This is a genomic window from Allobosea sp. Tri-44, from assembly GCF_004123845.1.
Lineage (GTDB): Bacteria > Pseudomonadota > Alphaproteobacteria > Rhizobiales > Beijerinckiaceae > Allobosea.
Window position 1 is genome coordinate 667151 of sequence record NZ_NBDP01000030.1, and the last position, 20023, is coordinate 687173.

General features: G+C 65.7%; 20 protein-coding genes. 10 read left to right on the forward strand and 10 right to left on the reverse strand.

The window, feature by feature from the left end; translation table 11 throughout:
- Positions 1-126: 126 nt before the first annotated feature.
- The 3 genes from pstS (at position 127) to B6S44_RS19640 (ending at position 2498) form a co-directional block, all read left to right on the forward strand.
- Positions 127-1170 carry a phosphate ABC transporter substrate-binding protein PstS gene (gene pstS, locus B6S44_RS19630; protein ID WP_129158549.1) on the forward strand — a complete coding sequence of 348 codons (1044 nt, stop codon included), beginning with the start codon at positions 127-129 and terminating at the stop codon, positions 1168-1170.
- A 162-nt stretch (positions 1171-1332) separates the two neighbouring features.
- Positions 1333-1653 carry a hypothetical protein gene (locus B6S44_RS19635; protein WP_129158550.1) on the forward strand — a complete coding sequence of 107 codons (321 nt, stop codon included), beginning with the start codon at positions 1333-1335 and terminating at the stop codon, positions 1651-1653.
- A 224-nt stretch (positions 1654-1877) separates the two neighbouring features.
- Positions 1878-2498, forward strand: coding sequence for a hypothetical protein (locus tag B6S44_RS19640; protein WP_129158551.1), 621 nt, complete (start codon positions 1878-1880; stop codon positions 2496-2498).
- Positions 2499-2715: 217 nt separating this feature from the next.
- Here B6S44_RS19640 and B6S44_RS19645 read toward each other — a convergent pair whose 3' ends face one another.
- The 4 genes from B6S44_RS19645 to B6S44_RS19660 all read right to left on the reverse strand — a co-directional run bounded on the left by B6S44_RS19645 (position 2716) and on the right by B6S44_RS19660 (position 5492).
- Positions 2716-2985: a hypothetical protein gene (locus B6S44_RS19645; RefSeq protein ID WP_129158552.1), complete on the reverse strand. Its 270-nt coding sequence runs from the start codon at positions 2983-2985 to the stop codon at positions 2716-2718.
- 117 nt (positions 2986-3102) lie between these two features.
- Positions 3103-3372 (reverse strand): translation initiation factor IF-1, encoded by a 270-nt coding sequence (infA, locus tag B6S44_RS19650; protein WP_057187732.1) that lies wholly within the window; start codon positions 3370-3372, stop codon positions 3103-3105.
- Between the two features lie 188 nt (positions 3373-3560).
- The gene (locus B6S44_RS19655) at positions 3561-5048 is read right to left on the reverse strand and encodes a DEAD/DEAH box helicase (protein ID WP_129158553.1); all 1488 of its coding nucleotides are present in this window, start codon (positions 5046-5048) and stop codon (positions 3561-3563) included.
- 234 nt (positions 5049-5282) lie between these two features.
- Positions 5283-5492, reverse strand: a complete 210-nt coding sequence (locus B6S44_RS19660; protein WP_110488019.1) for a cold-shock protein — start codon at positions 5490-5492, stop codon at positions 5283-5285.
- Between the two features lie 289 nt (positions 5493-5781).
- Between B6S44_RS19660 and B6S44_RS19665 the strand changes: the two genes are divergently transcribed.
- Positions 5782-6276, forward strand: a complete 495-nt coding sequence (locus tag B6S44_RS19665) for a GFA family protein (protein WP_129158554.1) — start codon at positions 5782-5784, stop codon at positions 6274-6276.
- Between the two features lie 147 nt (positions 6277-6423).
- On the opposite strand, the gene B6S44_RS19670 is transcribed toward B6S44_RS19665, so the two are convergent.
- The 3 genes from B6S44_RS19670 to ppdK all read right to left on the reverse strand — a co-directional run bounded on the left by B6S44_RS19670 (position 6424) and on the right by ppdK (position 10839).
- The gene (locus B6S44_RS19670; protein WP_129158555.1) at positions 6424-7365 is read right to left on the reverse strand and encodes an endonuclease/exonuclease/phosphatase family protein; all 942 of its coding nucleotides are present in this window, start codon (positions 7363-7365) and stop codon (positions 6424-6426) included.
- On the reverse strand, positions 7349-8050 hold the full coding sequence (locus B6S44_RS19675) for an HAD family hydrolase (RefSeq protein WP_129158556.1): 702 nt from the start codon (positions 8048-8050) through the stop codon (positions 7349-7351). The genes B6S44_RS19670 and B6S44_RS19675 overlap by 17 nt, the downstream gene beginning before the upstream one ends.
- A gap of 104 nt (positions 8051-8154) precedes the next feature.
- On the reverse strand, positions 8155-10839 hold the full coding sequence (gene ppdK, locus B6S44_RS19680; RefSeq protein WP_129158557.1) for a pyruvate, phosphate dikinase: 2685 nt from the start codon (positions 10837-10839) through the stop codon (positions 8155-8157).
- A gap of 315 nt (positions 10840-11154) precedes the next feature.
- On the opposite strand from ppdK, the gene B6S44_RS19685 reads away from it, so the two are divergent.
- Entirely contained in the window at positions 11155-12300 is a 1146-nt protein-coding gene (locus B6S44_RS19685) for an alpha-hydroxy acid oxidase (protein ID WP_129158558.1), read from the forward strand.
- A gap of 24 nt (positions 12301-12324) precedes the next feature.
- On the opposite strand, the gene B6S44_RS19690 is transcribed toward B6S44_RS19685, so the two are convergent.
- The 3 genes from B6S44_RS19690 to B6S44_RS19700 form a co-directional block, all read right to left on the reverse strand.
- Positions 12325-12735, reverse strand: a complete 411-nt coding sequence (locus B6S44_RS19690; RefSeq protein ID WP_129158559.1) for a type II toxin-antitoxin system VapC family toxin — start codon at positions 12733-12735, stop codon at positions 12325-12327.
- Positions 12732-12971, reverse strand: coding sequence for an AbrB/MazE/SpoVT family DNA-binding domain-containing protein (locus B6S44_RS19695; protein ID WP_129158560.1), 240 nt, complete (start codon positions 12969-12971; stop codon positions 12732-12734). The genes B6S44_RS19690 and B6S44_RS19695 overlap by 4 nt, the downstream gene beginning before the upstream one ends.
- Before the next feature lie 71 nt (positions 12972-13042).
- Entirely contained in the window at positions 13043-13537 is a 495-nt protein-coding gene (locus B6S44_RS19700; protein WP_129158561.1) for a YcgN family cysteine cluster protein, read from the reverse strand.
- A gap of 203 nt (positions 13538-13740) precedes the next feature.
- On the opposite strand from B6S44_RS19700, the gene B6S44_RS19705 reads away from it, so the two are divergent.
- The 5 genes from B6S44_RS19705 to B6S44_RS19725 all read left to right on the forward strand — a co-directional run bounded on the left by B6S44_RS19705 (position 13741) and on the right by B6S44_RS19725 (position 19942).
- Positions 13741-14862, forward strand: coding sequence for an ABC transporter substrate-binding protein (locus B6S44_RS19705; RefSeq protein ID WP_164985907.1), 1122 nt, complete (start codon positions 13741-13743; stop codon positions 14860-14862).
- A gap of 26 nt (positions 14863-14888) precedes the next feature.
- Positions 14889-15962, forward strand: a complete 1074-nt coding sequence (locus B6S44_RS19710) for a FecCD family ABC transporter permease (protein WP_129158875.1) — start codon at positions 14889-14891, stop codon at positions 15960-15962.
- Positions 15959-16756 (forward strand): ABC transporter ATP-binding protein, encoded by a 798-nt coding sequence (locus tag B6S44_RS19715; RefSeq protein WP_465246133.1) that lies wholly within the window; start codon positions 15959-15961, stop codon positions 16754-16756. The genes B6S44_RS19710 and B6S44_RS19715 overlap by 4 nt, the downstream gene beginning before the upstream one ends.
- Before the next feature lie 30 nt (positions 16757-16786).
- Positions 16787-17569, forward strand: coding sequence for a class I SAM-dependent methyltransferase (locus B6S44_RS19720; RefSeq protein WP_129158564.1), 783 nt, complete (start codon positions 16787-16789; stop codon positions 17567-17569).
- Between the two features lie 165 nt (positions 17570-17734).
- A complete protein-coding gene (locus B6S44_RS19725) occupies positions 17735-19942 on the forward strand; it encodes a transglycosylase domain-containing protein (protein ID WP_129158876.1) in 2208 nt (735 codons plus the stop codon).
- Positions 19943-20023: the final 81 nt, after the last annotated feature.

A 20023-nucleotide genomic window follows, 5' to 3' on the forward strand; every position in this document is an offset into this window, starting at 1 on the left:
CGTCGGCTCTCGCCGGCGGGGCCTTTCGTTTGCCCGGACCGCCCCGTCATCGCAGCGTCACTGCGCCGCCCTAGCGTAACTCTGTTGATCTTGCCCCTTTGCGGGCCCGACAGGGTGGATAGACGCATGAAGCTCCTGGCCAGGCTGGCTGTCGCCAGCGTCCTTCTTGCCTCGTCGGTGGCGCCTGCCTATGCCGAGCCGATCACTGGCGCGGGTTCGAGCTTCGCCTTCCCGGTCATCGGCAAATGGGCGCAGAGCTATCGCGTCGCCAAGTCCGACGGCGCCGAGATGACCCCGCTCGATATCGGCGTCGATTACGAGCCGATCGGCTCGCTCGGCGGCGAGGTCCGCGTCACGCAGCGCGCCGCCGATTTCGGCACCTCCGACCGGCCGCTCTCCTCCGAGGAGTTGCAGCGCTCGGCCCTGATCCAGTTCCCGATCGTCATGGGCGGCATCGTCCCCGTGGTGAACCTCGACGGCGTCGGCCCCGGCCAGATCAGGTTCACCGGCGCACTCCTCGCCGACATCTATCTCGGCAAGATCAAGCTCTGGTCCGATCCGGCGATCAAGGCGGCCAATCCCGAGCTGAAGCTGCCCGACGCCCCGATCAGCGTGATCTATCGTGCCGATGGCTCGGGCACGAGCTTCAACTGGACCGACTATCTCGCCAAGGCGAGCCCGGAATGGCGCGAGAAGATCGGCGTCAATACGCAAGTCGCCTGGCCGGTCGGGAAGGGCGCCGAGCGCAGCCAGGGTGTGACGGAGGCGGTGAAGCGGACGAAGAACGCGATCGGCTATGTCGAGTTCGGCCAGGTCGTGCGCGCCGGCCTCGCCTATGCCCAGGTGCAGAACAAGGCCGGCGCCTTCGTCAAGCCGGATCCGGCGAGCTTCACCGCTGCCGCGGCCAGCGCCGAATGGGCCACGGCCAAGGATTTCGGGCTGATGCTGACCGACGCGCCGGGTGCCGACGCCTATCCGATCGTCGCCACCACCTTCGCCCTGGTGCCGAAGCCGCGGACGCGCCGCACACAGGAGGTGCTCGACTTCTTCCGCCTCTCCTTCGAGAGCGGCGCGGCTGATGCGACCACGCTCGGCTATGTCCCGCTGCCCGCGACACTGGTCAAGCAGGTCAAGGATTACTGGGCCGCCAGCATGAAGGCCGGCAGCTAAACTGAGGCAACCTACCGGCTGTCTCACATTCGGCGCTGTGATGCGATCTTCCGCGTCACAGCCAACACGAACACCGCGCTCAGGCACCGTTCATCGAACGGCCCTTATCCTGGTCTCCAATGATCTACACTCGGCTGCGGTCGAGAGACCAGGAGGACAGGCATGATCAGGACACTCGCTCTCGCTGCCCTCATCGGCACCGCCATCTCGTCGATCACGAGCGCAAACGCCCAGTATTACGATCCCTATTATCGATCGGCGCCGCGCTATGATTACGACAGGCCGCCGCCACCCTATGGCTACGACCGCCCGCGTTACCGCGATGACGGCCCGCGCTATGGCTATGACCGGCCCCAGCGCCGCCGCTTCGGCGATGTCTGCCTGACCTCGCGCGGCTCATGCGCGGCCGAGCCCGCGCCAAGGAACTCGTCCTGCGGCTGCTATATCGAAGGCTTCGGCATGAAGCGGGGCGCGATCGAGTGAGGCCAGCCTCGGCTGAGCCGCTCGGCCGCGCTTCCGACCAGTCTCGGTGTCACCAAATACTGGTTTCGCCAAGCGTTCCAGCTGCGGGATAGGCCGCCCGCAGCTGAGCCAGACTGGTTAATTTTACCTTGTTTCGCAGTTAACCTTGTCTTCATAGATCATATCAGGCTTTCTCTCCCCAACGACGCAGCGGCATCGCGGCGCAATGCAGGGTTGAGTCAGCTATGACGTTCAAGCTTCTTTCGCTTTCGGCGCTCGCCACCACGGCCCTCGTCGGCCTCGCCGCCCCGGCTGTGGCCGGCGGCTGCGGCGGCTCTTCCTGCTACAGCGCGCCCGTCAGCAACTGCGGTGGCGGCTCCTGCTACAAGCTGGTCTCGAAGCCGCCGGTCTACGGCGCGGTCGACGAGAGTTATGTCGTGCGTCCCGAGCGCACCTTCTCCAAGGTCATCCCGGCCGAATACGATACCGTCACCGAGAAGGTGGTGGTCCAGCCGGAGCGCCGCATCGCCCGCCACATCCCGGCCCAGTACAAGACCGTCTCCGAGAAGGTCCTGATCTCGCCGGCGACCAAGCGCTGGGACGTCAGCCGCGATGCTTACGGCCGGACAACCGGCTGCTGGGTGTATGTCCCGGCGCAGTACGGCTATCAGCAGCGTACCGTCGAAGTGGCGCCGGCCTCGGTCGATTACGACGTCGTTCCCGCCGTCTATGGCCAGCGCAGCAGGCGCGTGATGGTCAGCGCAACGCGTGTCGTGCACGAGACCGTGCCCGCCGAATACGCGACCCGTCAGCGCCAGGTCCTGGTCAGCCCCGGCTCGCAGTACTGGGCCAAAAGCGGCTACTGAGTTTTCTGGGTTTTCTACGTAGTACCTGTCACCACGTAACAAGCACCTCACGCCCCGGCTTCGGCCGGGGCTCTTTTTTGTGCTGATGCGAATAGAGCGCGCGTCATACTCGGGCTTGACCCGAGCATCTCAGGCCGGATGAAGCTCGGATCAGCGCCTTCTCGTCAGGAGATTCCCGGCTCTCAGCTTCGCTGCAGCCGAGCATGGCGGCGTTAGCTCACGCCAGCCCGCCGGTCAGCAGGATCAGCACGCCGATGCCGAGCGCGAAGGCGAGGATACGGGCGGGCATAGAGAAGAGCGTGCCCGGCGCCTGCTTGGTGACGAAGCCGGCGACGACCTCGACCAGCGCCAATGCCAGAAGCACATAGACGAAGGGCGGGAAGCTGCCGCCCTTGGCGATCCAGCCATTGTTGACGGCCAGCGAGGCGAATGCGCCCAGCCCGACGCCGGCAGCGGCGAAATACTGCTCGGGCCGGCTGAAGCGCATCAGCGCGCTTTCCGTTCTGCCGGAATCGGCCGAACGACAAGAATTCGCGCAGAATCAAAAAAGTCGAGCATGTCCGCATCGCAAAAGCGGTGCCCACTTTTGCGGGACATGCTCATGTCAGCGCCGGCGGAAGTTCTGCGGGCGAGGCGGCATCGGGCCGGGGCTCGCGGTCTTCTGGCGGAAATTGATGCGGCCGCGATCGAGATCGTAGGGCGACATCTCGACGACGACGCGGTCGCCGGCGATGGTGCGGATGCGGTTCTTCTTCATCTTGCCGGCGGCATAGGCCAGGATGACGTGATCATTGTCGAGCTTCACCCGATAGTTGCCGTCGGGAAGCACCTCGACCACGGTGCCGTCGAATTCGAGCAGTTCTTCTTTCGCCATTCGCTGATCCTTCGTCTTGTCTGCGGCGGGAGGGCCAAGCCTTGTCGGCTCGGCCCCAGAGCCGGATCCGATCAGGTTGGATCAACCTGATCGGTGAATCCGTCTCTCACTTTGAGTTTAGAGACCGTTTTACCAATCAGCTTGCGATGCAAGCTGATTGGAACGGGCTCTAGCGGCTCTAGCGCGTATCAGTTCGGGCGCCGCCGTCCGCCGCCGGTGCGTCGTTGTTCCGTTCTTTGCTGCAAGAACGCCACGCCGCCAAGCCCTTCCTTGCCGGAAACCGCTTCTTTTCGCGCGCCGCCCGCCTCATGGCGCGGAGCGGGGCGCTCATGGCGCGGCTGCTCCTGTCGCGCCTGATGCGGCCGCGGCTGCTCGCGACGCTGCTCCTGCCGCTCGCCCTGCTCCGGGCGCTGGGCGTTGCGGCCCTGCCCGCCCCTGCCGTCGCGGCGTTGGCCCTGCCCTGCCCCGTTATGGGCTTGCGGCCGGCCCTGCCCCTGGCTGCGACCACCGCGGTTCTGTGGCGGCTTCTTCGGGGTACGGCCGTCCCAATGCGGCACGTCGCCGATCGGGGTGAGCGCAACCTTGGTCAGCTTCTCGATCGCGGCGAGATCGCCGCGCTCTTCCGGCGTGCAGAAGGCGATGGCCACGCCCGATGCTCCGGCACGCGCGGTACGGCCGATGCGGTGAACATAGGTCTCGGCCACGTTAGGCAGGTCGAAATTGACGACATGGCTGATGCCGTCGACATCGATGCCGCGCGCGGCGATATCGGTCGCGACGAGGATGAGAAGCTCGCCGTCGCGGAAGGCACCGAGGGCACGCTCGCGCTGGCCCTGGCTCTTGTTGCCATGGATCGCGGCGGACTTGATGCCGGCGAGCTCGAGCTGGCGCACGACCTTGTCGGCGCCATGCTTGGTGCGGGTGAAGACGATGGCGCGCTCCATCTCGGGAACGCTCAAGGTCTTCGCCAGCAAGGCCGGCTTCTGGCCCGCTTCCGTGAAGATGACGCGCTGGTCGACCTTCTCGGCGGTGGTCGCGACGGGCGCAACCGCGACCTCGACCGGATCGGTCAGGTAGGCGGAGGCGATCTCGCGGATCGCCTTCGGCATCGTCGCCGAGAACAGCAGAGTCTGGCGCTGCTTCGGGATCAGGGTCGCGATCTTGCGCAGGGCGTGGATGAAGCCGAGGTCGAGCATCTGGTCGGCTTCGTCCAGCACCAGGAACTCGATCTCGCGCAGCGAGACGGCGCGCTGGTCGACGAGGTCGAGCAGGCGGCCCGGGGTCGCGACGAGAATGTCGATATGCTGGCCGAGCGCGCGGATCTGCTTGCCGACCGGCACGCCACCGAAGATCACCGTCGACTTCAGCGGGGTGAACTGAGCGTAGGTGCGGATGCTCGCCTCGATCTGGGCTGCAAGCTCGCGGGTCGGCGACAGGATGAGCGCGCGCACGGAACGCGGCTGCATGCGCCGCGGCTGGTTCATCAGCCGGTGCAGCATGGGCAGCGAGAAGGCAGCCGTCTTGCCGGTGCCGGTCTGGGCGGCGCCGAGCAGGTCACGACCGTCGCGAATGGAAGGGATCGCCTGCGCCTGGATCGGCGTCGGCGTCTCGTAACCTTCGGCGGCGAGCGCTTTGAGAAGCGGCTCGGCCAGGCCGAGGTCGGTGAACTTTGTCAAATCAGGTCTTTCTGAGCCGGATGACAGGGGCGCACGTGGTGAACGGAAGCGCCTCGGCATGCCATCTCGGTCTACGCATGGTCTCTTTCCGCCCGGCGAACCGCTAGCCACTGCGCCGGGGGATATGGTGTAACAGGCATGGCACGCCCCATCGTTCGGCCATTAGGCCGAGGACAGGCGTGCCAGCCCGATCTTGGAACGGACGGACCGGAACAGTCCGCCCGGATCGTATCGTCAGGCGACGGCGAGATTGCCGGCGGAAGACTTGCCGGTCTTGCGATCGGCGATCAGCTCGTACGAGACGACCTGGCCCTCGCGCAGCTCGCGCAGGCCGGCCCGCTCGACGGCGGAAATGTGGACGAAGATGTCCTGACCGCCGTTCTCAGGGGTGATGAAGCCATAGCCCTTGGTGGCGTTGAACCACTTGACGGTGCCCTTGTTCATAACGGGACTAATCCTTGCACTTCAGATCCGCGTATTCGTGAAACCCAGGACCGGACGCGCGGACGCCTTGCCATGGTCTTGTAGCGACGTGTGGTGGATCTGAAGTGGCCCGCCGGCTGGAATACCCGCGCGGAGGATTGGCCAGAACCGGCCGCATCTCGTCTTACATCGGTCGATCTAGCATAAATTGCAAGGCCGGTCCAGCAGAGCGGGTTTTCCTCATCACCGCGGCCCATTGAACAACCGTGCGTCGAGCTGGTTGTGGTCGGTAAACCATCGGAGGCTAGCGATGCCGATCACGCTGAAAGGTTCCTGTCGCTGCGGCAAGGTGAGCTTCACAGCCGACAGTCACACGCCGGTGCCATACCAGCTCTGCTACTGCTCGATCTGCCGCAAGACCGCGGGCGGTGGCGGCTTCGCGATCAACATCATGGCGGATGCGGCGACCCTCGATATCGAAGGCGAAGACTTGATCGGCATCTTTCACGCCGAAATCCGGGACGATGCGGGCCGCTGTGAAAGATCGCGCGGCGAGCGACGCTTCTGCAAAGGCTGCGCGACAGCTTTATGGGTCTACGATCCCGCCTGGCCGGAACTCATTCACCCCTTTGCGTCCGCAATCGACAGCGAGCTTCCGAAAGCCAGCGAGAAGACCCACTTGCTGCTCCGCTTCAAGGCAGCTTGGGTCGAACCCCACATCGGACCCCGCGATCAACGCTTCGACGGCTACCCCGAGGAATCGATCGAAGACTGGCATCGCAAACGCGGGCTCTGGGTCGATTAGGACAGCGAAGCTCAGCCGAGTTCGCGCACCGGATCGACCAGCCCGCCGAGATCGGAGAGCTTGCGCAGGTACGACGTCCCGGTCGGCTCCTCTGCATGCTCCAGTACCCCAGCGAGATCGTGAAACACTGCCGCAGTCTACGAGGCGTCAGTCGATCGCGATATCGAACGTCACCGGGTAGTGGTCCGAGCCATAGCTGCCGGCGCCATAGCGTACATCGACCGCCCTGACGTTGGGGCTCGCCAGCAGATTATCGAGCAGGACGACAGGTGTGAAACGGTCTGCGGGCCATGATGCGCCCAATGTCGCGTGGCGGCGCAAATTCGCCCGGAATGCCAGAGTGTTGAGCTTGAGCGAAAAGGGGGTGAGGTTGAAATCGCCGACCAATATCTGCGTGTCGCTTGCCTGCCGCAAGCGCTCGGCGAGCCAATCCATCTGATCGACCTGCATCGCCGGTTGAAACGGATAGGCGAGATGCAGACCGGTGATCACATAGGGCCGGCCCGCACCGGCAAAGCGCGCCCAGACGATCGGCGGAGCCAGGCGCGTGCGATCCGAAAATCCGGCGTCGAGCCAGCCAAGCTTCGACAGCAGGACGAGACCGCAATTGCGCCGGGCACAGGAAACCACATGCGGATATTTGTCCCTGAGCTGCGGGACGATCTCCTGTTCCAGACGGCTGCCGATCTCCTGAAGCACGACGACATCCGCATCGGTCTCACGCAGGAAGCCGACCACCGCCTGTGGTTCGCGATTGTGGATCCAGAGATTGAAGGTCGTCACGCGCAAGGTCGACCGAGGGGCCGACGAGGCCTGGGCCATGAGTGGCAGCGACGCCAGCACGAGGTTGGCGATCAGGACTGAAGCACTGATGCGAAGCAGCGCACGACCACCCGCCCACCAGGCCGCAGCCACGACCAGGCTTGAAACAGCGAGCAGCAGCCAGCGGAAATGATTGATCAGCTCCAGATAGGGGAATGCTCCTGCGAATAGACCGAGCAAGGTAGCAACCGCAGTGGCGATGGCGGCAAGCCCGATCAGATATCGCGCGACGCGGCGCAGGCGAGTGACCTCAGGACTCGATGTCATGCAGCACCGACGTCAATCCGCTGAGATCGGCCAGCTTGCGGTAACGCGCATGGCCGGCCGGCTCCTCGGCATGCTCCAGCGCCCAGGTCAGATCATGCGGCACATGGACGGCCCAGGCGCCGGCGGCGAGCGCCGGCACGATGTCCGACTTCAGCGAGTTGCCGACCATCAGAGCCCGCTCCGGCCCATCGCCATGGCGCGCGAACAGCTTCGCATAGGTCACTGCGCTCTTCTCGCTGACGATCTCGACCGCATCGAAGAAATCGCCGAGGCCGGACTGCGCCAGCTTGCGCTCCTGGTCGAAGAGATCGCCCTTGGTGATCAACACCAGCCGGTAGCGGCCGGCGAGAGCGGCGAGCGCGTCCTGCGCATGCGGCAGGGTCTCGACCGGGTGGGTCAGCATCTCGCGCCCGGCGGCGAGGATCTCGCCGATAACCGACTGCGGGACCTGGCCGCGGGTGACCTCGAGCGCGGTCTCGATCATCGAGAGCGTGAAGCCCTTGATGCCGAAACCGTAGAAGGCGAGGTTGCGCTTCTCCGCCTCGAGCAGCTTGCCGGAGATCTCGGCCGCCTCGCCATGCTCGCCGAGCAGCGCGACGAAGCGGTCCTCCGTCAGCCGGAAGAACTGCTCGTTCTGCCAGAGCGTGTCGTCGGCATCGAAGCCGATGGTGGTGAGGGTCTTCACAGCAAGTTTCCGTCATTGCGAGCGAAGCGAAGCAATCCAGCGGTCTCGCTCAGCGGCCCCTAGATTGCTTCGTCACTTCGCTCCTCGCAATGACGAGGAGCGCCTCAGGCGTCCTTCGCCTTGATCGCCCCCAGCGCCGCCTGCGCGGCGGCAAGGCGCGCGATCGGCACGCGGAAGGGCGAGCAGGAGACGTAGTCGAGTCCGACGCTCTCGCAGAAGCCGATCGAGGCGGGGTCACCGCCATGCTCGCCGCAGATGCCGAGCTTGATGTCCGGCCGGGCCTTGCGGCCACGCTCGACGGCGATCCTGACCAGCTCGCCCACGCCATCCTGGTCGATCGTGACGAAGGGATCGGATTCGAGCAGGCCACGCGCCGTGTAGGCACCGAGGAAGGAGCCGGCATCGTCGCGGCTGATGCCGAGCGCGGTCTGCGTCAGGTCGTTGGTGCCGAAGGAGAAGAATTCGGCGCTCCTGGCAATCTCCTCCGCCCGCAGCGCGGCGCGCGGCAGTTCGATCATGGTGCCGACCTGATAGGTCAGTTCGCTGCCGCTCTCCTTGCGGACCGCCTCGGCCATCGCATCGATCCGGCCCTTGACCAGGTCGAGCTCGGGCGCGCCCATGACGAGCGGCACCATCACCTCGGGGATGACCGGATGGCCGGTCTCCTTGGCAGCGATCACCGCTGCCTCGAAGATGGCCCTGGCCTGCATCTCGGCGATCTCGGGATAGGCGACCGCGAGGCGCACGCCGCGGAAGCCGAGCATCGGGTTGATCTCGTGCAGTTCAGCGGCACGGCGTTTCAGCTTGTCGATGGTCGTGCCCATCGCCGAGGCGACCTCGGCGATCTCGTCATCGGTGTGCGGCAGGAACTCGTGCAATGGCGGATCGAGCAGGCGGATCGTCACCGGCAGGCCCTGCATGATGGCGAAGAGCTCGACGAAGTCCTGGCGCTGCATCGGCAGGAGCTTGGCGAGCGCAGCGCGCCTGCCCTTCTCGTCCTCGGCCAGGATCATCTCGCGGACGGCGAGGATGCGGCCGGCGTCGAAGAACATGTGTTCGGTACGGCAGAGCCCGATACCCTCGGCGCCGAACTCGCGCGCCGCCTTGGCGTCACGCGGGGTCTCGGCATTGGCGCGGATCTTGAGACGCCGCACCTTGTCGGCCCAGCCCATCAGGGTCCTGAAGTCGCCGGAGAGCTCCGGCTGCTGCATCTTGACCTCACCGAGCAGGACCTGGCCGCTGCTGCCGTCGATGGTGATGAAATCGCCGGCCTTCAGCGTCGTCGGCCCGACGGTCATCGTGCCCTTGGCGTAGTCGACGCGGATCTGGCCGGCACCGGAGACGCAGGGCTTGCCCATGCCGCGCGCCACGACCGCCGCATGCGAGGTCATGCCGCCGCGCGTGGTCAGGATGCCTTCGGCGGCGTGCATGCCGTGAATGTCCTCCGGGGACGTCTCGACGCGCACAAGGATGACCTTCTTGCCGCCCTTCTTGGCGGCTTCGGCCGCCTCGGAGGTGAAGACGATCTCGCCGGCAGCGGCGCCGGGCGAGGCCGGCAGGCCACCGGTCAGCACGCGCCGCTCGGCCTTGGTGTCGATGGTCGGATGCAGCAGTTGGTCGAGCGCGCCGGGCTCGACACGGCCGACCGCTTCCTTCTCGCTGATCAGGCCTTCGTGGGCGAGCTCGACCGCGATCCTGAGCGCCGCCTTGGCGGTGCGCTTGCCGGAACGGGTCTGCAGCATCCAGAGCTTGCCCTCCTGGATGGTGAACTCCATGTCCTGCATATCGCGATAGTGCTTCTCGAGGATGCCGTAGATGCGGCAGAGCTCGGCATAGGCCTCCGGCATCGCCTTTTCCATCGAAGGCTTGTCGGAGCCGGCCAGGGCCTTGGCCACCTCGGTGATGTCCTGCGGGGTGCGGATGCCGGCGACGACGTCCTCGCCCTGGGCGTTGATCAGGAACTCGCCATAGAGCGCGTTCTCGCCGGTCGAGGGATTGCGGGTGAAGGCGACGCCGGTCGCCGAGGTCTCGCCCATATTGCCGAAGACCATCGACTGGACGTTGACCGCCGTGCCCCAGGAGGCGGGGATGCTGTTGAGCTCGCGGTACTTGATGGCGCGGGCGTTCATCCAGGAGGAGAAGACGGCGCCGACCGCGCCCCAGAGCTGCTCCTGCGGATCCTGCGGAAAGTCGGAGCCGAGCTCCTTCTTCACGATGTCCTTGTACTTGCCGACCAGCACTTTCCAGTCGTCGGCCGAAAGGTCGGTGTCGAGATTGTAGCCCTTGCGCTCCTTGTAGTCCTCGAGCGCCTCCTCGAAATGGCCGTGGTCGATGTCGAGCACGACGTTGGAATACATGGTGATGAAGCGGCGATAGCTGTCGAAGGCGAAGCGGGCATCGCCCGAGGCCTTGGCGACGGCTTCGACGGTGACGTCGTTGAGCCCGAGATTGAGGACGGTGTCCATCATGCCCGGCATCGAGGCGCGCGCCCCCGAGCGAACCGAGACGAGCAGGGGATTGGCCGGATCGCCGAAGGTCTTGCCGGTGAGCTTGGCCATGCCGCCCAGTGCCGCCTTGACCTCAGCGTCGAGCGCCGCCGGGAAGTTCTTGCCGTTGTCGTAGTACCAGGTGCAGACCTCGGTGGTGATGGTAAAGCCCGGAGGCACCGGAAGTCCGAGATTGCTCATCTCGGCCAGGTTCGCGCCCTTGCCGCCGAGCAGGTTCTTCATGCCTGCCTCGCCCTCGGCCTTGCCGTCGCCGAAGGTGTAGACCCACTTCTCGCCTGCCATAGCCTGCCTTTCCCAACGTTGGTGACCGGCATTGAACGCCGGCGCGCCCGCATGGTTTCGCATTTGCGGCAGCGCCTGCTGCAACGCACCGCGCGGCGTGGTCATGCCGAAAACCGCATGAACAATCAATGATCATGCGGTTGAGCCATCTCGGCGCCCAGCAATATCAGGCCGGGCGTCGACGGGCGGCGCAATATGGCCAAGGCCGGCGCCGCGCGATAGGGTGCAGTCCCGCCTTGAAAAGCGGCAGCGGCGGCCGATCCAATGGTTGCCAGCGCCGCCCCTCGCCTGCCCAGAACGACGCCGAAGCGAACGATGCGCCTGAACGACTGCCACAACTTCCACGACTTCCGTACCCTTGCCAGGAAGCGACTGCCGGGCCCGATCTTCAACTACATCGACGGCGGCGCCGATGACGAGGTTACCCTCCGGCGGAACTCCGAGAGCTTCGAGCGCTGCGACCTCGTTCCTAACGTCCTGCGCGGCGTGAGCAGCGTCGACACCTCGGTCACGGTGATGGGCCAGAAGCTCGCCGTGCCGTTCTACTGCTCGCCAACGGCCCTGCAGCGCCTGTTCCATCACCAGGGCGAGCGCGCGGTCGCCGCGGCTGCGGCGCGCTATGGCACCATGTTCGGGGTCTCGTCGCTCGGCACTATCAGCCTGGAGGAGTTGCGAAAGACCCATAGCGGCCCGCAGGTCTACCAGTTCTACTTCCACAAGGACCGCGGCCTGAACCGGGCAATGATGGAGCGCGCCAAGGAGGCCGGCGTGAACGTGATGATGCTGACGGTCGACAGCATTACCGGCGGCAACCGCGAGCGCGACCTGCGCACCGGCTTCTCGATCCCGTTCCGGCTCAACCTCGCCGGCATGACGCAGTTCGCAATCAAGCCGCAATGGGCGCTGAACTATCTCACCCATGAGAAATTCAGCCTGCCGCAGCTCGACACACATGTGGACATGGGTGGCGGCGTCATGTCGATCAGCCGCTATTTCACCGAGATGCTCGACCCGGCGATGACCTGGGACGACGTCGCCGAGATGGTCAGGCTCTGGTCCGGGCAATTCTGCCTGAAGGGCATCATGTCGGTGGCCGATGCGAAGCGCGCGGTCGAGATCGGCTGCACCGGCATCATCCTGTCCAACCATGGCGGCCGGCAGCTCGATGGCTCGCGCGCGGCCTTCGACCAGCTCGCCGAGATCGTCGATGCTGTCGGCGACCGCATCGACGTGATCATGGATGGCGGCATCCAGCGCGGCTCGCATGTGCTGAAAGCCCTGTCGCTCGGCGCCAAGGCCGTCGGCGTCGGGCGCTACTATCTCTACCCGCTCGCAGCCGCCGGACAGCCCGGCGTCGAACGCGCCCTCGGTCAGCTCAAGACCGAAGTCGAGCGCGGCATGAAGCTGATGGGCGTGACCGGGCTCGATCAGCTGTCACGCGAGAATTTGCGGTTCAGATAGAGGCGACCCAAAAATGCCGACGTTTCACCGGTCCGGAGCGATCACCGGCAAACCGGGGAAATATGTCCGATAGCGCGATGCGTCGCGTGTGATCAGCGTGTAGCCGGCGACCGCCGCATGCGCGCCGATGAAAAAATCGGGAAGCGGCGATTGCTTCACTCCGCCTCGGCTCTTGTAGGCAAGGAAGCACTTGCCGGCCAGAAATGCAGCGGCAAATGGAATCGGCTCCCGCTCCAGCATCGTCGTGGGGAGGGCGGCATCCAAATCCTCAACCCGTGAATAATGGGTCGAGATTTCGGCGTAGACCATCGCGTTGATCACAAGCCGCTGCCGATCAGCGGCCTCGGATAGGGCTCGCGCCGACCAGGCGGACCAGCGGGTGTCCTGCGTCAGAACGTCGAGCAGGACATTGCTGTCGACGAGAACTGCGCTCATTCGGGCTCGCGCGTCAGCGCCATGATCTCATCGGTCGTCATGGCGATATCGCCCTTGCTGCGGCGCAGATGCGCAACAAGCCTGTCACCACGCCCCGGTTTGCGGTGCGCCATCGCCGGCATAATCCGAACAACCTTGCCGTCGAACTCGAAATCCACCTCGGTCTCAGGCAGAAGCCCCGCCCGCTCGCGAATATCGGCAGGAATGGTCACCTGGCCCTTGGACGTGATACGCATAGGAGCCCCCTTACTCTTACACGTAAGAGTAAGACTTGGGCCGGGACACGGCAAGCTACGCCGGCACGTTCTTATCGCTGACGCCCGCGCGCCGCCTTCGGCCAGCGCAGCGGCCAATTGACGATGCGCTCGACGATCTCGTCCTCGGCGACCTCGTCCTCATTGGCGTAGACGCGATTTCTGACAGACACCCCTGCGGCGACGACCGTCTGCGGATCGCCCGAGACGAGCGGATGCCACCAGGGCAGGTCCCTGCCCTCGCCAACGAGCTTGTAGGCGCAGGTCGGTGGCAGCCAGGACAGTGTGCGCACCGCGTCCGGCGTCAGCGTGACGCAATCGGGAACGGTCTTCGAGCGGTTGGCGTAGTCATGGCAGCGGCAGGTCGATGCGTCGAACAGGCGGCAGCCAATATCGGTGGCGTGGAGCCGGCCGGTGTCGTCGTCCTCGAGCTTGACCAGGCAGCAGCGACCGCAACCGTCGCAGAGCGATTCCCACTCCGCCTCGGTCATCTCCTCGAGCGTCTTGGTGCGCCAGAAGGGCGCGCTATCGATCTTCGGGTCGGCCATGGCCGCTTATGCCCTGTCGCGGCGGCAGAGGGAAGCGTGCGAGCGTCGCAGCATGCGTGGTGCGTGCCTATATCTTAAATTCATTCTAATCTTTGTTTAGAGAAATTATAATCTATGAAAATTGACCGAATACTCGGATCGGCCTAACGGGAGGAAGAATTTCCCTGCTTGCGAGCTTCCCGATGCTGACCCGCCGACATCTGCTGCGCGCCTTTGCCGTGACCGCAAGCCTTGCCATTACGGCCCTGCCCGCGCTGGCCGACAAGGTCACGGTGACCGACATCGTCGGGCGCAAGGTCGAGGTCGAGGCCCCGGTCAAGCGGATCATCCTCGGCGAGGGCCGGCAGATGTATTTCGTCGGCGCACTCGACAAGGACGAGCCGTTCAAGCGTGTCGTCGGCTGGCGTGACGATCTCGGCAAGGCCGACCCCGAGACCTACCGCCACTATGAAAAGCGCTATCCGCAGATCGCCAAGTTGCCGACCTTCGGCGGCATGAAGGAAGGCGCCTTCGACATCGAGCAGGCGATCGCGCTCAAGCCCGACGTGCTCTTCCTCAACATCGAGGCCAAGATCGCCAGCGACGAGGCCAAGCTGGTCGAGAAGCTCGCCTCGGTCGGCATTCCGGTCGTCTATGTCGACTTCCGCGAGAAGCCGTTCGAGCATACCGAGCCGTCGATGCGGCTGATCGGCAAGCTCTTCGGCAAGGAGCAGATCGCCGAGGACTTCATCACGTTCCGCGCCGAGCAGATCAAGGTCGTGACCGATCGCCTTGCCAAGGCGACCGATCTCAAGCGCCCACTGGTCATGGTCGAGCGCGCCGGTGGCTATTCCGACGATTGCTGCATGTCCTTCGGCAACGAGAACTTCGGCAAGATGGTCGAGTTCGCCGGCGGCCGGAACCTGGCGGCTCCGCTGATCCCCGGCACCTTCGGCACGGTCAATGCCGAGCAGATCGTCGCGTCCAACCCCGATGTCGTGATCGTCACCGGCAGCAATTGGGACGGCTATGTCCCCGGCGGCAACTGGGTCGGCCTGGGCTACGGCGCCAACATGACCGAGGCGCGCCGCAAGCTAACCAATCTGATGAAGCGCCCGGCCTTCTCGCAGACTGCGGCGGTCAAGAACGGCCGCGTCCACGGCATCTGGCACCAGTTCTACAACAGCCCCTACCAGTTCGTGGCAATCCAGGAGATCGCGAAGTGGCTGCACCCCGATCTGTTCCAGGACGTCGATCCGGGCGCCACCATGAAGGTCCTCCACGAGCGCTTCCTGCCGCTGCCCTATGAGCCTGGCCTGTGGGTCTCGCTCGAGCCCGGCAAGTGAGCCTTGCTCCGGCCAGCGCCGACGAGATCGTGACCGAGCCGGCGGAGGTTGCCCGGAGCGCGGCCCAGGGCCGCGATGCCTACCGGGCTCTGTCGCTGCGCCGCAAGCTGATCCTCGTCGGCTTTGCGCTCGTGCTGCTGGCCTGCCTGATCGTCGATCTCATGCTTGGACCGGCGCGCTACAGCGTAGCCGAGGTCGTCAACGCGCTGATCTCGCCCTCGACCGCCCCGGCCGCGGTTAGGGTCGTGATCTGGGATATCCGCCTGCCGGTCGCGCTGATGGCCGTCGTCACGGGCGCGTCGCTGGCGATCGCCGGCGCGCAGATGCAGACGGTGCTGAACAACCCGCTCGCCAGCCCGTTCACGCTCGGCATCTCGGCCGCCGCAAGCTTCGGGGCAGCGCTGGCGCTGGTCTTCGGCGTCGCGATCGTGCCGCTCGCGATCGACTACATCGTGCCGCTCAACGCCTTCATCATGGCGATGGGCGCCTCCATGCTGATCCATGCGCTGAGCCAGCGCCGCGGCGTCACGACCGAGACTGTGGTGCTGCTCGGCATCGCGCTGGTCTTCACCTTCAACGCCCTGCTCTCACTGCTGCAGTTCTTCGCCTCCGAGCAGGCGCTTGGCGCCGTCGTCTTCTGGATGATGGGCTCGCTGACCAAGGCGAATTGGCACAAGCTGGCGATCACCTCGACCGTGCTCGTCCTCTGCATCCCGCTGTTCGCGCGCCGGGCCTGGGCCCTGACGACGCTGCGGCTCGGCGACGAGAAGGCGGCGAGCTTCGGCATTGACGTCAGGTATTTGCGGCTCGAGACTATGCTGCTCGTCGCCCTGCTCGCGGCGGTGCCGGTCGCCTTTGTCGGCACGATCGGCTTCATCGGCCTGGTCGGCCCGCACATCGCCCGGATGGTGATCGGCGAGGACCAGCGCTTTTTCCTGCCGGCCTCGGCGCTGGCCGGCGCGGCGATCCTGTCGGCCTCCTCCGTGGTCAGCAAGTCGCTGATCCCCGGCCTGATCTTCCCGATCAGCATCGTCACGGCGCTGGTCGGCGTGCCGTTCTTCTTCAGTCTGATCCTGACCAGCCGGAGGCGCTCATGGTGAAGCGCCTGATGCTCAACGATGTCGGCGTCGCCTATGGCAAGCGCCAGATCCTCAGCGGGATCAGCACGCCCGAGATGACGGGCGGCGAAATCGTCGCCGTGATCGGTCCCAACGCCGCCGGCAAATCGAGCCTGTTTCGCCGCATCGCCGGACTGATCCCGGGTGCCGGCTCGGTCGAAGTCGTCAGCGCCCACGGCAAGACGCCCTGCTACCTGCCGCAGGATACGGCGGTGAATGCGGTGCTGACCGTCTACGAATCGATCCTGCTCGCCCGCAAGCAGGGCGGCTCCTGGAGTGTCGGTGACGATGAGCTCGCAGCCATCGACGAAGCCCTGCACGCACTCGACATCGCCGACCTCGCCTTCCGCGGCCTCGGCGAGCTCAGCGGCGGCCAGCGCCAGCTCGTCTCGATCGCCCAGACGCTGGTGCGCCGGCCCGAGATCATGCTGCTCGACGAGCCGACCAGCGCGCTCGACCTGCACCGCCAGTTCGAGGTGCTGAGCCTTGTCTCACGGCTGGCGCGCGAGCGGCAGGTCTGCGTGCTGATCGCGATCCACGATCTCAACCAGGCGCTGCGCATCGCCGACAAGGTGATGGTGCTGGCCAAGGGCCGCCTCGCCGCCTTCGGCGACCCGCGCGAGATCATTACGCCGGCTTTGCTCGAAGAGGTCTATGGCGTCGTCGCGCGGGTCGAGGCGAACGAGGGCGAGACGCCCTTCGTCGTCGTCCATGGCTCGGCGCGCAGGCATAGCCGCAGCGATACGCAGCTTGCCGCCGCCAGACCGGCAGCATAGTTCCATCCCAGTTTCGCACGGCGAATGCCAATGCCCGATAGCAGCCTCTCCACCCCCGGCGCCAATTTCTCCCTCAAGGAGGAAATCCGGTCCTATTGGTCCGGGCGCGCAGCCACCTTCGACCAGCAGGTCGGCCATGCCATCAAATCGGACGCAGAGCTCGCCGCCTTCCAGTCGCTGCTGCGGCAATCCTTCGGAACCGAACCGCGCGAGGTGCTCGACCTCGCCTGCGGCACCGGCGAGATCACCCGCGCGCTGCTCTCGCTCGGGCATGAGGTCACCGCGATCGACTTTTCCGAGGAGATGCTGGCCCGCGCCCGCGCCAAGCATGGCGACAGGGCCCGCATCCTGGCCGGCGATGCCGAACGCCTGCTCGACGACGATGGGATTTACGACGCGCTGGTCACTCGCCATCTGGTCTGGACGCTGACCGATCCCGAGGTCGCCTTCGCCGAATGGTTCCGGGTGCTCAAGCCCGGCGGCAAGCTGCTCGTGATTGATGGCGACTGGATCAACCGCTCCTGGCTGCAGGGCCTGCTCAACCGGGCAGCGACCTTCCTGCGCGAACGCGCCGGCGCCGCCCCGCATGGCGCCGATCGCGCGGCCTTCGACTCGATCACCAGCCGTTTCTTCTTCCGCGAGGGCCTGAGCGCGGAGCGGCTCGGCGCTATGTTACGCCAGGCGGGCTTTGCGCGCATCGAGGCGGCCGACTACGCACGGGTGATCAAGGCGCAGCAGCGCCACGCCGCCCTGCACGATGCGCTCCGGCTGGCGTCCTCGACCCGTTTCGCGCTGCTCGCGACGAAGAGCTGAGCGCGCCGCGCAGAACACCCGTTTTTGCCGTGCAGCTCCACCGCTGCCCTCTTCCGTCGGAGGCGTCGAGCACTTACCTTCCTGTGTCGGATCGGGCGCTCGCTGCTCGGACCGGGACGCCGCGCGCGCGAGCCGCCGGCATGCTCAGGGTGGCGCAAAGCCGTGATGGAGTTCAGGAAGGCCCGCTGGACGACCCGCCTGAAGCGCCTCGCGCTGGGCGTCGATGCATGGATCGGCGCCTCGCTCTACGCAGCCGGCCATCGCGCCGGAGAGGTCTATGAACGCATCCGTAGCGCCACCGACCGGCTGACCGTCAGCGGGCCGAAACGGCTCGCCGCCGAATTCGCCAGCGAGGGGCTGAATGTCGGCATCGCCGGCGCGATCGTCATGCTGATGCTGGCGATCCCCTCCTTCCAGGAGGGGCGCGAAGAGGCGCTCAAGAACCAGGTCTTCGCCGTCACCTTCCTCGACCGCTACGGCTCGGAGATCGGCCATCGCGGCGCCCGCCACGACGATTCGCTGAAGCTCGAGGAATTCCCCGACCATCTGCTCAAGGCGGTGCTGGCGACCGAGGACCGGCGCTTCTACGACCATTTCGGCATCGACGTCTTCGGCACCTTCCGGGCGCTCACCGTCAACGCCCGCGCCTCGGGCGTGGTCCAGGGCGGCTCGTCGCTCACCCAGCAACTGGCCAAGAACCTCTTCCTCAACAACGAGCGCTCGCTCGACCGCAAGATCAAGGAAGCCTTCCTGTCGCTCTGGCTGGAACACCGGCTGACCAAGAACGAGATTCTCAAGCTCTATCTTGACCGCGCCTATATGGGCGGCGGCACCTTCGGCGTTGCGGCGGCGGCCGACTATTATTTCGGCAAGTCGGTGAAGGATGTGAGCCTGGCGGAGGCGGCGATGCTCGCCGGCCTGTTCAAGGCCCCGAGCAAGTTCGCTCCGCACGTCAACCTGCCGGCGGCGCGGGCGCGGGCCAACGACGTGCTCAACGCCATGGTCGATGCCGGTTTCATGACGGCTGGCCAGGTCGATTCGGCCAAGCGCAACCCGGCGACGCCGATCGACCGCAGGCGCGACTCCAATCCGGACTACTATCTCGACTGGGCTTTCGACGAGACCCGCAGGCTCGCCGAGGACGGCAAGCTCGGCCCTGAGAGGGTGCTGACGGTGAAGACGCCTTACGACCCGGCGATCCAGAAGCGCGCCGACGAGGCGGTCGAGTCGATCCTGCGCCAGCACGGCCCGGCCTATCGCGCCAAGCAGGCGGCGGCGGTGATCATGGACCCGGATGGAGCGGTGCGCGCCATCGTCGGTGGGCGCGACTATGGCGCGAGCCAGTTCAATCGCGCCACCGCGAGTCTGCGCCAGCCCGGCTCCTCCTTCAAGCCTTACGTCTACGCGGCGGCGATGAGCGCCGGGCTCTACAAGCCGACGACGGTTGTCACCGACCGGCCCGTCTGCATCGGCAACTGGTGCCCGAACAATTACGGGCGCTCCTATGCCGGCTCGATGCCACTGACGGTGGCGCTGGCGAAGTCGATCAATACGATCCCGGTGCAGATGTCGATCGCGATCGGCAAGGCCACCGGCGAGACGCATGAGGCCCGCGCGGCGCGCATCGGCCGGACCAAGATCGTCGAGACCTGCCGGGCGATGGGCCTGACCACGCCGCTGATCGACACCGTCTCGCTGCCGATCGGGGCAGCGGAGGTAACCGTGATCGAGCAGGCGGCCGGCTATGCCGTGTTCGCCAATGGCGGCAAGCGGGCGAAGCCTTACGCCGCCTTCGATATCCGTAACTCGGCGGGCGAAGAGATCTACCGCCATGACCGCGACGAGCCGGCGCCGGCACAGGTACTGAGCACGCAGGTCGCGTTCGAGATGAACCAGATGCTGTCGACCGTGCCGACCGCCGGCACTGGCCGGCGTGCCGCGCTCGACGGCGTCGTCAGCGCCGGCAAGACCGGTACGACCAATGGCTACAAGGACGCCTGGTATGTCGGCTATACCGGCAATCTCGTCGGCGCGATCTGGTTCGGCAACGATGATTCCTCCGAGACCAACAACATGACCGGCGGCTCGCTGCCGGCGATGACCTGGAAGGAGATCATGGGCTTCGCGCATCAGGGCATCGAGCTGAAGCCGATCCCGGGCGTGACGCCGCAGCCTGGCGACGCCAAGACTGTGGTGGCGAAAGCCAGTGATCCCGCGGCCGGCGCCAGCGCCGGCCATATGTCGCGCAAATCCTTCGAGGTGCTCTCCGCCGTCGGCACGATGTTCAAGTCGGTCGAGGCCCCGCGGGCCGCCCGCGCCTCCATCCAGGCCGGGATCCGCGGCGCTCCCACCGGCCTCTCCGTCATTCGCTAGGCTCAGAGCATTGCGCGAAAAAGTGGGAACCGGTTTTTCGCGGGAGCAATGCTCTAAACTCATAGAATCGATCACGGTTCT